The sequence below is a fragment of the Sphingomonas sp. FG14 genome (genome assembly GCF_057809675.1).
This window is the reverse complement of sequence record NZ_JBMDKK010000002.1, coordinates 812,366-824,729: the sequence shown is the minus strand read 5'-3', so window position 1 is coordinate 824,729 and position 12,364 is coordinate 812,366. Positions and strand designations below refer to the sequence as shown.

Sequence of the window (12,364 nt, the reverse complement as noted above, 5' to 3'; positions counted from 1 at the left end):
TCAGTCCTCGCAACCGGTTGTGCGCTGCGACCAGGTGACGTTCAGCACCTTCCACTGGCCGTTTTCGCGAAGCATATCGAAATGATTGACGCCGCAATGATGCGGCTTGCCGTCGACCAGCAAGACGTAGCGCCCCCAGACCATCGCAATATCGCCGTCGATGTCGATCGCGGGATTGGTCATGCGCTCTTCCAGATGCTGCGGCCCCGGCTTGATGCCGCCGGCGAAATCGGCCCAGCTCATCCGCCGGATCGTACGGCCGCCGTCGGGCTTTTCGATCGCGACGGTCGCCATGCCCTCGGGACGGACGTGCGTCAGGATCGCCTGTCCGTCATGCGCCGTCAGCCCGGCGAAGATGCCGTTGACGGGCACCATCACCGCCGCCTCGTCGCTGCGATCGAACGGGATCGGATTGGCGGGCGGTAGTTTTTCGGACTGGGCGGCGGCGAGTAGCAGAAGCGGAAGGATTGGGGTCATGTCTCGATCCTCACATCCGGAACACGCCGAAGGCCGGGCGATCGGCGATCGGCGCTTCGAGCGTCGCGGAGAACGCCAGACCCAGCACGTCTCGGGTCTGGGCCGGATCGATGATGCCGTCGTCCCACAGCCGCGCGGTCGCGTGCCAGGGATTGCCCTCGTCCTCGTAACGCTGGCGCACGGGCGCCTTGAACGCTTCCGCCTCTTCGGGCGTCCATTTGTCGGCATCGCGGTGCACGGTCGCCAGCACCGAGGCCGCCTGTTCGCCGCCCATCACCGAGATGCGGCTGTTGGGCCAGGTGAACAGGAAACGTGGGCTATAGGCGCGGCCGCACATGCCGTAATTGCCCGCGCCGAAGCTGCCGCCGATCAGCACGGTGATCTTGGGCACGGTCGCCGTCGCCACGGCCGTCACCAGCTTGGCGCCATGTTTGGCGATGCCTTCGGCCTCGTATTTGCCGCCGACCATGAAGCCCGAGATGTTCTGGAGGAACAGCAAGGGGATGCGGCGCTGGCAGGCGAGTTCGATGAAATGCGCGCCCTTCACCGCGGATTCGCTGAACAACACGCCATTGTTCGCCAGGATCGCGACCGGAATGCCCCAGATATGCGCGAAACCGCAGACCAATGAGGTGCCGTACAGCGCCTTGAACTCATGGAATTCGCTGCCGTCGACGATGCGCGCGATCACTTCATGCACATCATAAGGCGCACGCACATCCTGCGGGATGACGCCGTACAGTTCTTCCGGCGCATATTTGGGCGCGCGCGGCTCGACGCGTTTCACGCCGGGATCGTGCGCATCATTGAGTGTCGAGACGATGTCGCGCACGATCGTCAGCGCATGCTCGTCATTCTCCGCGACATGATCGACAACGCCGGACTTGCGGCCATGCAGATCGCCGCCGCCCAGATCCTCGGCGCTGATCACCTCGCCCGTCGCGGCCTTCACCAGCGGCGGACCGGCGAGGAAGATCGTGCCCTGATTGCGGACGATCACCGTCTCGTCGGACATGGCAGGCACATAGGCGCCGCCGGCGGTGCAGCTTCCCATCACGCAGGCGATCTGCGGAATGCCCAGCGCGGACATGTTCGCCTGATTGAAGAAGATACGACCGAAATGCTCGCGATCGGGGAACACCTCCGCCTGGTGCGGCAGGTTGGCGCCGCCGCTGTCGACCAGATAGATGCACGGCAGCCGATTGGCCTCCGCGATCTCCTGCGCGCGGAGATGCTTCTTCACCGTCATCGGATAATAGGTGCCGCCCTTCACCGTCGCGTCGTTGGCGACGATCATGCACTGGCGGCCGGACACGCGGCCGATGCCGGCGATCATGCCGGCGCCCGGCACCTCGCCTTCATACATGTCGCACGCGGCGAGCTGGCCGATCTCGAGAAAGGGCGAGCCGGGATCGAGCAGCCGTTCCACCCGATCGCGCGGCAACAGCTTGCCGCGCGACACATGCCGCTCGCGCGACGACGCGCTGCCGCCGAGCGCCGCTTTCGCGACATCGGCATAAAGCTGGTCGGCCAGCCCGCGATTATGCGCGGCATTGGCACGAAACCCCTCGCTGTCGGGGGAAAGCTTGCTGTCCAGTACGGGCGCGCTCACGCCTTTTCCTCCTTGGGGTCCTTGCCCATGATCAGATAACGCCAGACGCCGATCAGGTTGATGACGAGCAGAATGATGTTCTGCACGCCGATCCCTTCGCTTTCGTCCTGCAGGAAGCCCCAGCCGATCAGCGCGATCGACGAGGTCACGAAAATCACGAATGCCCATCCCGTCGGCCGCCGCCCGAGGTTGAGCGACACGATCAGCGCCGCCACCACGCCAGCCGCCGCGCCATACCATTGCAGCGCGGTCAGGACGGTTTCGTTCATGCGGCGCCGATCAGCTCGCGACCGATCAGCATGCGCCGGATCTCATTGGTGCCGGCACCGATATCGAGCAGCTTGGCATCGCGCATGTAGCGCTCGACCGGCCAGTCCTTGGTATAGCCCGCGCCGCCCAGCGCCTGGATCGCTTCCAGGCTGACCTTCACCGCGTTTTCCGACGCCAGCAGGATCGCGCCCGCCGCGTCGAAACGTGTCGTGCGTCCTTCGTCGCAGGAGCGCGCAACCGCATAGACATAGGCGCGCGCCGATTGCAGCGCGACATACATGTCGGCGACCTTCGCCTGCATGAGCTGGAACGCGCCGATCGGCTTGCCGAACTGTTTGCGCTCGCGGACATAGGGGATGACGGTGTCGAGGCAGGCCTGCATGATGCCGAGCTGGATGCCCGAAAGCACCGCGCGCTCGTAATCCAGGCCCGACATGAGCACGCCGACGCCACCGTTCAACGGCCCCATGATATTCTCGTCGGGCACGAAACAGTCGTTGAAGACGAGTTCCGCCGTCGGCGAACCGCGCATGCCCATCTTGTCGAGCTTCTGTCCGATCGAGAAGCCCGGCATATCCTTTTCGATCAGGAAGGCGGTGATGCCGCGCGATCCCTCACCCGTCTTGGCATAGACGACCAGCGTATCGGCATAGGCCGCGTTGGTGATCCAGAATTTGGTGCCGTTGAGCATGTGGCCGCCATCGCACTGGGTGGCGCGCAGCTTCATGCCGACCACGTCGGAACCGGCACCGGCTTCGGACATCGCCAGGCTGCCGACATGCTCGCCCGAAATGAGCTTGGGCAGATATTTCGCCTTCTGCTCAGGATTGGCCCAGCGGCGGATCTGGTTGACGCACAGATTGGAATGGGCGCCATAGCTGAGCCCGATCGATGCCGATGCGCGGCTGACCTCCTCGCACGCGATCACATGTTCGAGATAGCCGAGGCCAAGCCCGCCCTCTTCTTCCTCGACGGTGATGCCGTGCAGGCCCAGCGCGCCCATTTCAGGCCACAGCTCCTTGGGAAACCAGTCCTTGGCGTCGATCTCCGCCGCCAGCGGGGCAATACGGTCGTCGGCGAAGCGGCGCGTGGTCTCACGGATCATCTCGGCATTCTCACCGAGCGCGAAATCGAAATCGGGGGTGGCGGTCATCGCGTGTCTCTCCTGGCGGGCAGGCTATCCCATGGCAGTGACGCTGTCATAGCTCGATGTGCATTATCGTAAAAATTGAAATCGATCCGCAATTAGCATAGGAAAATCCTATGATCAGCCGCACCCATCTGCGCCAGTTCCTCGCCGTCGTCGATGCCGGCAGCTTCACCCGCGCAGCGACCCAGATCAACGTGACCCAGCCGACATTGTCGGCGGGCATTTCCGAACTGGAGAAACGGCTCGGCACCCGACTGTTCGCGCGCAGCAATCGTCGCGTCCAGTTGACCGAGGCGGGCAACCGGCTGCTTACCCATGCCCGCGCGATCGAACGCGAATTCCGCGCCGCGGAGCAGAGCGTGACCGGCGTCGCCGCTCCGCTCCAGCCCGTCCGGCTCGGTATATTGCCTAGCATAGCGACCACCGCGCTCGAAGCCGTGCTGTCGCGCTATCGTGGCGCCGATCCGATCGAGATCACCGAAGGCGACGAACGCAGCCTGATCGCAGCACTCGGCGATGGCCGCATCGATCTGGCGCTGACGCTGGTGCGCGCGGGCGATACGCGGTTCGAGACGCTGCCGCTGTTCACCGAGGATTACCGCCTCGCCCTTCCCGCCGGCCACCCGCTCGCCACACGCGCCAGCGTTGCGCCGGAGGAAGTGGCTGGCGAAGCGATGATCGCGCGCCGATCATGCGAGATGCTGGCGGAGACCAGCCGCTATTTCACCGAACGCGGCGTCCGTCCCCCTTTCAGCCTGCGCTCCGGCAATGACGATCGTGCGATGGCGATGGTGCGTGCGGGCATCGGCATCACCGTGGCGCCGGCATCGCTGGGCGGCGAAGGCATTGCGATGCCGCGACTCGCGGGCTTCGACGCGGTGCGGCAGATCGGCCTGCTGTTCGGATCGGTGCGGGCGCTCAGGGAACATCCGTTGACCGAAACCCTTGGGACGCTTGGGCAAAACATTCGGACGGCCGACGATGTTGCAGTTGCGAAGGCGACGTCCTAGATCGCCTGCAAGATATCAACCGAGGAAGCTGAACATGAGCACCGATCCCGTCGTCATCCTGTCCTATGCGCGCACGCCGATGGGCAGCTTCCAGGGCAGCCTCTCGGGCGCGAGCGCGACCGATCTCGGCGCGACCGCGGTGAAAGCGGCTGTCGAGCGCGCGGGCGTGGCGGGCGATCAGGTCGAGCGCATCTATATGGGCTGCGTGCTGCCCGCCGGCCTTGGCCAGGCACCTGCGCGCCAGGCGGCGCTCAAGGCCGGCCTGCCCAATTCGGTGGAAGCGACGACCGTCAACAAGATGTGCGGATCGGGCATGCAGGCCGCGATCATGGCGGCCGACGCGCTCGCGGCCGGATCGGTCGACCTGCTGATCGCGGGCGGCATGGAGAGCATGACCAACGCCCCCTATCTGCTCACCAAGCATCGCGGCGGCGCGCGGATCGGCCATGACCGCGTGATGGACCATATGTTCCTCGACGGCCTGGAAGACGCCTATGAGCCCGGCCGCGCGATGGGCAGCTTCGCCGAGGAGACGGCGGGCGAATATCAGTTCACGCGCGAAGCGCAGGACGATTACGCGATCGCCTCGCTCACCCGCGCCCAGGCGGCGCAGACCTCCGGCGCGTTCGATCGCGAGATCGTCGCCGTCGAGATCAAGGGCCGCAAGGGCGTCGAGACCGTCGACAAGGACGAGCAGCCGCTGAAGGGCGACGCCACCAAGATCCCGACGCTCAAGCCCGCCTTCGCCAAGGACGGCACGATCACCGCCGCCAACGCCTCGTCGATCTCGGACGGCGCCGCCGCGCTGGTGATGACGCGCCAGAGCGTCGCCGACAAGCTCGGCGCCAAGCCTGTCGCCCGCATCGTCGCCCATGCCGCGCATGCGCATGAGCCCGCCAAGTTCACCACAGCCCCGGTCGGCGCGATCACCAAGGCGCTCGACAAGGCGGGCTGGAGCGTCGGCGACGTCGACCTGTTCGAAGTCAACGAAGCCTTTGCCTGCGTCTCGATGATCGCGATGCGCGACCTCGGCATTGCGCACAACAAGGTGAATGTGAACGGCGGCGCGACCGCGCTCGGCCACCCGATCGGCGCATCGGGCGCGCGCATCATCGCGACATTGGTCGCCGCCCTCCAGAATCGCGGCGGCAAGAAGGGCGTTGCGGCGCTCTGCATCGGCGGCGGCGAAGCCACGGCGGTTGCGGTCGAGTTGATCGTTTGAGTTTCAGGCATCCATGTCGCCCCAGCGAAAGCTGGGGCCCGTGCGATGCCGGACAGATCAGCGAATTCTTGAATATCCTATGGATTCCAGCTTTCGCTGGTATGACGGTTTGTGATTATCGCGCGATAATGACGCGTTCTACTTTCCGTCCGCGCCCCACAGATAGCGCGCCTCGACAAAGCCCGCGCGGCCGTTGACGTCGATCCGGCACCAGCCCTGCGTGCATTCGGAAAGCTTGCCGATCACGCCGGGTTCGGCGCGCCAGTTGACCTTGCCAGCGCTATCGGGCGACGCACGAAGGGTGCGGATTTCGCCCGTGACCATCGCTGTACGATCCTCGCTCAGCAGATTGGCCTGCATCCAGCCCTGCACCCCGTCAGGATCCTCGACCTTGCGCCAGTTGGGATAGGTCTCGACCACTTTCACCGGGAGCCCTGCGCGCTGATACAGCCAGCTCGCCGGAAAGTTGCGCCCCGGACCGGTGCGCATCCGTGCTTTCGCGGCAGTGATCGATGCCCAGTAAGGCGGCTTCTTCTGTGCGGCCGCATCATTCGCGGCAACCACGAACAACGCCGGCACGACCAGTGTGGCCACGGCGCGCAATCGCACTTTTCCCCCGGAAATTTTCATGTCGTCCTTTTTGCAAAAGCGTCGCGCGCCATCAAGCATTACCACCATATGATGGGAGGGAGCGCTTGACGGAAGCCAGCCAGCGCGCCTAGCCGGTTCACATGACCCCGTCCGAGCGCATCGAGCACCCCAAGGTCGCCGTTACCCGCCGCCTTCCCGCGCCGATCGAGGCGCGGATGACCGAATTGTTCCTGGCGACGCTCAATCAGGACGACGAACCAATGGATCGCGGCGCGCTGGCGGCAGCGATGGCGGAGGCCGATGTGCTGGTGCCGACGCTGACCGACGAGATCGATGCAGACCTGATCGCCGCAGCCGGACCCAGGCTGAAGCTGATCGCCAATTTCGGCAATGGCGTCGACCATATCGACCTGAAGGCGGCACGCGCCAGGGGCATCATCGTCACCAACACGCCGGGCGTGCTGACGCAGGACGCGGCGGACATGGCGATGGCCCTGCTGCTTTCGGTTCCGCGCCGGCTGGTCGAAGGCGAGCGGACCGTCCGCTCGGGCCAATGGGCCGGCTGGGCGCCCACCGCGATGCTCGGCCATCGCATCCATGGCAAGACGCTCGGCATCGTCGGCATGGGCCGGATCGGCCAGGCGATCGCGCTTCGCGCGCGCGGCTTCGGCCTGTCGATCCGCTATCATAATCGCCATCGCCTGCCCGATGTGGTCGAGCGCGCGGTCGATGCGTCGTTCGACGAGTCGCTCGACGATCTGCTGGCCGCGTCGGACTTCGTTTCCGTCAACTGCCCGCACAATGAAGAAACCCACAATCTGATCGATGCGCGACGGATCGCCCTGATGAAGCCGAGCGCATGCCTGATCAATGTCGCGCGCGGCGAGATCGTCGACGAGAAAGCGCTGATCTCGGCGCTGGAATGGGGTCGGATCGCGGGCGCCGGGCTCGACGTCTATGCCCATGAACCCGCCGTCGATCCGCGACTGCTCGCGCTCGCCAATGTCGTGCTGCTGCCCCATATGGCCTCGGCGACGATCGAGGCACGCGAAGCCACGGGCGAGAAGGTGATCACCAATATCCGGATGTGGGCGGACGGGCATCGCCCACCCGATCAGGTGCTCGAAGGTTGGGCGTGAATCGCCACGTCACCTGCCATGTGCACTGATATGCCACTGGAGTTCGCGACTTTTTAACGCTGTTTCCGCTAGCACCCTGCCCAACGAGATTCGGGGACAGACCATGCGTAACGGGTTGAAGGCGTTTTTCTGGATCGGCCTGGCCGGCCTGTCCGCATCCCCAGCGACGGCGCAGCTTACCGTGGCGCCGGACAGCGGCGATACCGGCTGGGTGCTTGCGGTCGCGCCGATCGCACTGCTCGGCATCGTCGTCGGCTTCGCGTTGCGCCATGCCGGGCTCGCCCAGCAGCGCTCCGCGCCCGATGCCGCCTTGTCGCCATTCGCCATCGCCGCTGCCATACCGCTGCTCTGGGTCGCGCTGGGCTACAGCCTCGCCTTCGGCCCCGGTTCCGCCTGGATCGGCGGCGTCGGCAACCTGTTTCTCGGCAATCTGGCGGATATCCGCGAAGGCACGACCATTTCGGACGCGGCATTCGCACTGCTCCAGACGGTATTCGCGATCGCCGCGCCCACCATCATCGCCGGCGCGCTGATCGGGCGAGCCCGTTTCGGCTGGATACTCGGCTTCTCGCTCGCCTGGTCGCTGCTTGTCTATGTGCCCATTTCCCGCTGGATCGGCGCCGGCTGGCTGGCCGGGCTCGGCACGCTCGATTATGCCGGCGGCCTGACCCTTCATCTGTCGGCTGGGGCCTCTGCATTGGCGGCCGCATGGATGGTGGGTGCAAGACAGGGGTTCCGAAAAACCGCCCTGCCCGCACATTCGCCCGTGCTCGTGCTGGCGGGCAGCGCGGTGATCTGGATCGCACTTCTTGTGCTTGCCGGAGGATCGGCGCTCGCGGCGACCGACGATACGGCGCGCGCCATCGTCAACGCGCATCTGGCGGCCGGCGCCGGCGCGCTCGTCTGGATCGGCACGGATGCGATCCGGCGCCGCAAGCTCGATGCGCTGGGTTTCGCCAATGGCGCGTTCTCGGGTCTCGCCGGTGCCGCCACCGTCGCAGGCTATACCGGGCCGGTCGGCGCGATCCTTGTCGGGCTCACCGCGTCCTTGCTTGCACGCCTCGTCATCGGACTGGTCGCGAAATTGCGTATCGACGATACCGCGCAAGTCGCCGCGACCTTCGGTGTCGGCGGCCTCGTCGGCGCGCTGCTGCTGCCCCTCGCGATGCTGCCCGCGCTCGGCGCGCCGGTGTTCGAGGATGCCGCGCCGCTCCTGCAACAGCTCGTGGCGCAGCTCGTCGCGATCGTCACAATCCTGCTGTGGTCAGTGCTCGGCACGCTAATCACCGGCTATATGGCGGCGATGCTGGTGCCGATGCGCGACGATGAGGATGCCGAACCGGCGAGCGTCGCAGTGGACGCACAGCCGTAAAAATCGGGGCCGAACTTAACAGGCCCGGCCCCGACATGATCAGAAACTGGCTCGGTAAGCTCAGTCGCCCGTCAGGATACGATCGACAAGCTGCTTCACCGTCGGCACGAACCCGTTCGAATAGAAGGGGTCCTGCTTGAACTTGTAGGCCGCATGGCCCGCGAACATCAGATTGTCGTTGGGATCGCCGCCATGCGCGATATCCTGCAAGGTCTTCTGAATGCAGAAGCTGCGCGGATCGGCCAGCCGGCCTGTCGAATTGGTCTCGCTGTCCATCCAGGACGAGAAGGAGCATTGGCTGAGGCAGCCCATGCAATCCGCCTGATCCTTGCGGATGATCGCACGCTCCTCCGGCGTCACGAAGACGAGCGTGTTGTCCGGCGTCTTCAGCGCTTCAAGATAGCCCTGGCCGAACCATTCGCGGGCGCGCAGCAGATCGTTGCGCGTGACCCACATATGCTTGCCCTTGACGCCGACATCGAGCTGGAACTGATGATCGCCCGCCGCTTCGGTGGAAAAGGCGATCTGGCGTTCCGAACGCGCCACCAGATTCCTGAGGAAGGGCGTCATCACCGCCGAGGAATAGAAGCCCGTCGGCGAAAAGCGATGGAGCAGCACATCGCCCGGATCGAGCGTCATCAGCTTCGATTTCCAGGCTTCCGGAATCGGGCTTTCCTGGGTTAGCAGCGGACGCGTGCCGAACTGGAAGGCGATCGCGCCGAGTTCGGGATTATCGATCCAGTGGTTCCAGTCACGCAGATGCCAGACGCCGCCCGCCATCACGATCGGCACATCATCCGAAATGCCGCCTTCGCGCATCGTATCACGCAGCGCCTTGACGCGCGGATAGGGATCCTCCGGCTTCAGCGGATCCTCGGCGTTCGACAGGCCGTTATGCCCGCCCGCCAGCCACGGATCCTCATAGACCACCGCCGACAGCCATTCCGCCGCCTTGTGATAGGCCCGCTTCCACAGCGCGCGGAAAGCGCGGCCGGAGCTGACGATCGGCAGATAGCTGGTCTCGTAGGACGCCGCGATCTCCGACAGCTTATAGGGCATGCCGGCGCCACAGGTGACGCCCGCCACCATGCCGCGCGTCCGCTCCAGCACGCCGTGCAGGATGCGCTGGGCGCCGCCCATTTCCCACAGCACGTTGATATTGATCGCGCCCTTGCCCGAAGACAGTTCGAACGCGCGCTTCACCTGCTCTACGGCGCCCTCGATCGCATATTCGATCAGTTCCTCATGGCGTTCGCGCCGCGTGCGGCTGCGATAGACCTGCGGCACGATCTTGCCCGTCGGATCATAGCTGTCCGCATTGACCGCGGAGATGGTGCCGATGCCACCGGCCGCGGCCCAGGCGCCGGAGCTCATATGGTTGCTCGCCGAAATGCCCTTTCCGCCCTCGATGATCGGCCAGACCTCGCGCCCGCGGTAGCTGATGGGCTTCAGACCCTTGAACAACACGTCACTCCCTTGATTTGTCCCAGATATAAGCGAAAGACGCGCCGAATGCGCGGTAAAAATCGGTTTAACCGGTCAGTATGCCGGACCGGCCGACAGCGCCGCCGTAAAGCGCCGCATAGCGCGCGATCATTTCTTCCTCGTCATACTCCCCCACCGCGCGCGCGCGGTTGGCGGCCCCTACGCGTTTCCTGAGGCTTTCGTCCAGTGCGAAACGGCGCAGCGCCGTTTCGAAGGAGGTTTCGCTGAGCAGCTCCCGATTTTCGCCGGAAACCATCGAGAACACATCGCCAACATCGGGAGAGGCCACCGGCAAGCCTGCGGCCATCGCTTCGACTGCCGAGATCGGGAACTGCTCGCTCCTGGAGGACAGCGCGAAAATGTCGAACAACCCGACATAGCGCCATGGCCGATCGAGAAAGCCCGGCAGATGCACGCGGTCCGAAATCCCCGCCGCCGCTGCCGTGGACAGGATAGCCTCGCGCTCGGGGCCTTCTCCCACGATCACCAGGCGCACGAACTCCGGCAGGGCGGCGACCGCCTTCACCAGACGCGGCAGATCCTTGACCGCGCGCAACCCGGCGACCGATCCCACGATCACATCGCCGCGACGGCGCACGAAGCCCGGAATGGCGCGGGGATCGCGCTGGCCGGCATAACGCCGCACATCGATGCCGTTGGAGATCCGCCGCACGCGCCAGTCGGGCTGCTTCCATGTCCCGAACGCTATGGTCTCCAGCTTCACCGACGGCACCACCAGCGCCTGCGCGGCGGGCAAGGCGATCCGGCGGAAGATCGTGCGATCGGTCTTGAGCCGGACGGCCTCGTCCTCGTTGAAGCCATCCTCATGATGGATCAGCGGCGGCAAGCCGCGCCCGAACAGCCGGCGCGCCATAACGCCGTCCATCGCGCCCCAGTTATAGCTCAGCACCAGATCGAAGCGGCGCATATAGCGCGCGATCGCCTGATACCGGGCCACGGAGGGGCGCCCCGTCAACGACGGCGCATCCTGAGGAAAATCGGTGCGTATACCCGGATCGATCGCGGCCCGCGCGCCCAGCGCGCTAGGAACCCCGCTCACGATCGTGTGCCGCGCCCGCTTGCCGAACGCGTTCATCAGGCGGACGGCCCGTGCTTCCTTTCCGCCGAGGTCGAAGCTCGAGTGGAGGTGGAGGATGCTGAGCGCCATCGCCTTCAGCCGGTGATGCCGGACAGAAACCGGTCGATCGCGCGGATCGCGACCGGCTCCTCCAGAGTCGGCGTATGACCGACGCCCGGCACGATGACGCTCTTGGCGTTGACCAGCCGCTTCTTCATCCGGGCGAGTGTCTCCACGCCCAGCACGTCCGATCGCTCGCCGCGAACGATCAGCATCGGGATTTCGGCCATCGCGTCGAGCGCGGGCCACAAATCCACCCCGGCTTCCCCGCCCGGCGCGCGGAACGGCTCGGCGATCTTCGCGTCATAATCGGGAACGATGCGGCCCTGCTGATTAAGGCGATAAAGCTGCTTCGCCATGCGCAGCCACTGTTCCAGCCCGTAATCGGGATAGACGTCGCGATTGAGTTCACCCACGGCGCGCGCCGCATGAACCCAGGTCGGCCAGGCCGAATTGCGCCCCACATAGGAGCGGATCCGGTCGAGCCCGGCCTGCTCGATCACCGGCCCCACATCATTGAGCAGCACGCCGGCCAGCCGCTCACGGTGCGTGGCGGCGAGCAGCATCGCGACGATTCCGCCAAGCGATGTGCCGAAGACGATCAGCCGATCGAGCGAAAGTTCGCCGATCAGCCTGTCGAGATCCTGGGCGTAGGTGAGCGGCACATAGCTCATCGGATCCTTGGCATAGGCGCTTTCACCGCGCCCGCGCAGCTCGACGCAGATGACCCGGTAGCGCCCCGCCAGTCGCTCCGCCACGCCCTCGAAATCGCGCGCATTGCGCGTGAGCCCTGGAACGCACAGGATCGGCGGGCGTTCTGAAGCCCCCGCATAATCACGATAATGCAGGCGCAGATTGTCGTTCGACCACCAATATCCGTCACTATACGCGGCCATGG

General features: G+C 65.3%; 12 protein-coding genes. 4 read left to right on the top strand and 8 right to left on the bottom strand.

The window, feature by feature from the left end; translation table 11 throughout:
• The 4 genes from ACODTA_RS12045 to ACODTA_RS12030 are packed head-to-tail and all read right to left on the bottom strand — an operon-like array spanning nucleotide 1 to nucleotide 3,512.
• Nucleotides 1-477 carry a nuclear transport factor 2 family protein gene (locus tag ACODTA_RS12045; protein ID WP_489066143.1) on the bottom strand — a complete coding sequence of 159 codons (477 nt, stop codon included), beginning with the start codon at nucleotides 475-477 and terminating at the stop codon, nucleotides 1-3.
• Between the two features lie 10 nt (nucleotides 478-487).
• Entirely contained in the window at nucleotides 488-2,089 is a 1,602-nt protein-coding gene (locus ACODTA_RS12040; protein WP_489066142.1) for a carboxyl transferase domain-containing protein, read from the bottom strand.
• Nucleotides 2,086-2,358, bottom strand: a complete 273-nt coding sequence (locus ACODTA_RS12035) for a hypothetical protein (RefSeq protein ID WP_489066141.1) — start codon at nucleotides 2,356-2,358, stop codon at nucleotides 2,086-2,088. Before ACODTA_RS12035 ends, ACODTA_RS12040 begins: the two co-directional genes overlap by 4 nt.
• Nucleotides 2,355-3,512: an acyl-CoA dehydrogenase family protein gene (locus tag ACODTA_RS12030; RefSeq protein ID WP_222990142.1), complete on the bottom strand. Its 1,158-nt coding sequence runs from the start codon at nucleotides 3,510-3,512 to the stop codon at nucleotides 2,355-2,357. The genes ACODTA_RS12035 and ACODTA_RS12030 overlap by 4 nt, the downstream gene beginning before the upstream one ends.
• A 110-nt stretch (nucleotides 3,513-3,622) precedes the next feature.
• On the opposite strand from ACODTA_RS12030, the gene ACODTA_RS12025 reads away from it, so the two are divergent.
• Both ACODTA_RS12025 and ACODTA_RS12020 read left to right on the top strand, forming a co-directional pair.
• Nucleotides 3,623-4,519 (top strand): LysR family transcriptional regulator, encoded by an 897-nt coding sequence (locus ACODTA_RS12025; RefSeq protein WP_489066140.1) that lies wholly within the window; start codon nucleotides 3,623-3,625, stop codon nucleotides 4,517-4,519.
• A gap of 34 nt (nucleotides 4,520-4,553) precedes the next feature.
• The gene (locus ACODTA_RS12020) at nucleotides 4,554-5,741 is read left to right on the top strand and encodes an acetyl-CoA C-acyltransferase (protein WP_489066139.1); all 1,188 of its coding nucleotides are present in this window, start codon (nucleotides 4,554-4,556) and stop codon (nucleotides 5,739-5,741) included.
• A 138-nt stretch (nucleotides 5,742-5,879) separates the two neighbouring features.
• Here ACODTA_RS12020 and ACODTA_RS12015 read toward each other — a convergent pair whose 3' ends face one another.
• Nucleotides 5,880-6,371, bottom strand: coding sequence for an SH3 domain-containing protein (locus tag ACODTA_RS12015; RefSeq protein WP_489066138.1), 492 nt, complete (start codon nucleotides 6,369-6,371; stop codon nucleotides 5,880-5,882).
• Between the two features lie 101 nt (nucleotides 6,372-6,472).
• Between ACODTA_RS12015 and ACODTA_RS12010 the strand changes: the two genes are divergently transcribed.
• On the top strand, nucleotides 6,473-7,471 hold the full coding sequence (locus ACODTA_RS12010; RefSeq protein ID WP_489066136.1) for a 2-hydroxyacid dehydrogenase: 999 nt from the start codon (nucleotides 6,473-6,475) through the stop codon (nucleotides 7,469-7,471).
• A 103-nt stretch (nucleotides 7,472-7,574) separates the two neighbouring features.
• Entirely contained in the window at nucleotides 7,575-8,843 is a 1,269-nt protein-coding gene (locus tag ACODTA_RS12005; protein ID WP_489066135.1) for an ammonium transporter, read from the top strand.
• A gap of 60 nt (nucleotides 8,844-8,903) precedes the next feature.
• Here the strand turns inward: ACODTA_RS12005 and ACODTA_RS12000 are convergent, their stop codons facing one another.
• From ACODTA_RS12000 to ACODTA_RS11990, 3 genes are all read right to left on the bottom strand, one after another.
• Entirely contained in the window at nucleotides 8,904-10,307 is a 1,404-nt protein-coding gene (locus tag ACODTA_RS12000; RefSeq protein ID WP_489066134.1) for an NAD(P)H-dependent flavin oxidoreductase, read from the bottom strand.
• A 67-nt stretch (nucleotides 10,308-10,374) separates the two neighbouring features.
• Nucleotides 10,375-11,496: a glycosyltransferase gene (locus tag ACODTA_RS11995; RefSeq protein ID WP_489066133.1), complete on the bottom strand. Its 1,122-nt coding sequence runs from the start codon at nucleotides 11,494-11,496 to the stop codon at nucleotides 10,375-10,377.
• A gap of 5 nt (nucleotides 11,497-11,501) precedes the next feature.
• Entirely contained in the window at nucleotides 11,502-12,362 is an 861-nt protein-coding gene (locus ACODTA_RS11990; protein ID WP_489066132.1) for an alpha/beta fold hydrolase, read from the bottom strand.
• Between the last annotated feature and the right edge of the window lie 2 nt (nucleotides 12,363-12,364).

What these genes read in the sequence shown, in the direction of transcription:
- ACODTA_RS12045 (WP_489066143.1), bottom strand. Translation starts at nt 477, where the DNA reads ATGACCCCAATCCTTCCGCTTCTGCTACTCGCCGCCGCCCAGTCCGAA.
- ACODTA_RS12035 (WP_489066141.1), bottom strand. Translation starts at nt 2,358, where the DNA reads ATGAACGAAACCGTCCTGACCGCGCTGCAATGGTATGGCGCGGCGGCT.
- ACODTA_RS12030 (WP_222990142.1), bottom strand. Translation starts at nt 3,512, where the DNA reads ATGACCGCCACCCCCGATTTCGATTTCGCGCTCGGTGAGAATGCCGAG.
- ACODTA_RS12025 (WP_489066140.1), top strand. Translation starts at nt 3,623, where the DNA reads ATGATCAGCCGCACCCATCTGCGCCAGTTCCTCGCCGTCGTCGATGCC.
- ACODTA_RS12020 (WP_489066139.1), top strand. Translation starts at nt 4,554, where the DNA reads ATGAGCACCGATCCCGTCGTCATCCTGTCCTATGCGCGCACGCCGATG.
- ACODTA_RS12015 (WP_489066138.1), bottom strand. Translation starts at nt 6,371, where the DNA reads ATGAAAATTTCCGGGGGAAAAGTGCGATTGCGCGCCGTGGCCACACTG.
- ACODTA_RS12010 (WP_489066136.1), top strand. Translation starts at nt 6,473, where the DNA reads ATGACCCCGTCCGAGCGCATCGAGCACCCCAAGGTCGCCGTTACCCGC.
- ACODTA_RS12005 (WP_489066135.1), top strand. Translation starts at nt 7,575, where the DNA reads ATGCGTAACGGGTTGAAGGCGTTTTTCTGGATCGGCCTGGCCGGCCTG.
- ACODTA_RS11995 (WP_489066133.1), bottom strand. Translation starts at nt 11,496, where the DNA reads ATGGCGCTCAGCATCCTCCACCTCCACTCGAGCTTCGACCTCGGCGGA.
- ACODTA_RS11990 (WP_489066132.1), bottom strand. Translation starts at nt 12,362, where the DNA reads ATGGCCGCGTATAGTGACGGATATTGGTGGTCGAACGACAATCTGCGC.